This is a genomic window from Candidatus Chloroploca asiatica (assembly GCF_002532075.1).
GTDB classification, from domain to species: Bacteria; Chloroflexota; Chloroflexia; order Chloroflexales; family Chloroflexaceae; genus Chloroploca; species Chloroploca asiatica.
On the sequence record NZ_LYXE01000033.1, the window covers coordinates 1 to 1,259 of the forward strand.

Annotated in this window: 1 pseudogene; it reads left to right on the forward strand. The window is 66.4% G+C overall.

Annotated elements, in window-relative coordinates:
* Positions 1-1,259, forward strand: a pseudogene (locus A9Q02_RS02945) (Calx-beta domain-containing protein); the annotation flags it as partial.

Below are 1,259 nucleotides of genomic sequence, written 5' to 3' on the forward strand. Positions count from 1 at the left end.
AGTGCGAGCTACAACGTGCGCTTGTTGAGCGAGCCGACCGCGCCGGTGACGATTACGCTGGTGCGCGACGCGGCCCAGGTCAGCGTCAACCGCACGAGCCTCACCTTCACGCCGCAGAACTGGAACACCGCCCAGAGCGTGCAAGTGACCGCGGTGGATGACGCCATCGATGAGGCGGATGTCCACACCAGCCTGATCACCCACACGACGGCGAGTGCTGACCCGAACTACAATCAGGCGACGGCGCGCTTTACCCCGTTGCCCACCGTGACGGTGCGGATTGCCGACAACGATACGGCGGGGGTGGCGATCACCCCGACGACGGTCGACGTCGCCGAGGGCGGGGCGAGTGCCAACTACACGGTGCGCTTGTTGAGCGAGCCGACCGCGCCGGTGACGATCACGTTGGTGCGCGACGCGGCCCAGGTGACGGTCAACCGCACGAGCCTCACCTTCACGCCGGGGAACTGGAATGTAGCGCAGACGGTGCAAGTGACCGCGGTGGATGACGCCATCGACGAGGCGGATGTCCACCTGAGCCTGATCACCCACACGACGGCGAGTGCCGACCCGAACTACAATCAGGCGACGGCCCGCTTTACCCCGTTGCCCACCGTGACCGTCCGGATTACCGACAACGACACGGCGGGCGTGGCGATCACGCCGACGACGCTCGACGTCGCCGAAGGCGGGGCGAGTGCCAACTACACGGTGCGCTTGTTGAGCGAGCCGACCGCGCCAGTGACGATCACGCTGGTGCGTGACGCGGCCCAGGTCAGCGTCAACCGGAGCAGCCTCACCTTCACGCCGCAGAACTGGAATGTAGCGCAGACGGTGCAAGTGACCGCGGTGGATGACGCCATCGATGAGGCGGATGTCCACCTGAGCCTGATCACCCACACGACGGCGAGTGCCGACCCGAACTACAACCAGCCGACGGCGCGCTTTACCCCGTTGCCCACCGTGACCGTCCGGATTGCCGACAACGACACGGCGGGCGTGGCGATCACGCCGACGACGGTCGACGTCGCCGAGGGTGGCGCAAGTGCGAGCTACAACGTGCGCTTGTTGAGCGAGCCGACCGCGCCGGTGACGATTACGCTGGTGCGCGACGCGGCCCAAGTCAGCGTCAACCGGAGCAGCCTCACCTTCACGCCGGGGAACTGGAATGTAGCGCAGACGGTGCAAGTGACCGCGGTGGATGACGCCATCGATGAGGCGGATGTCCACACCAGCCTGATCACCCACACGACGGCGAG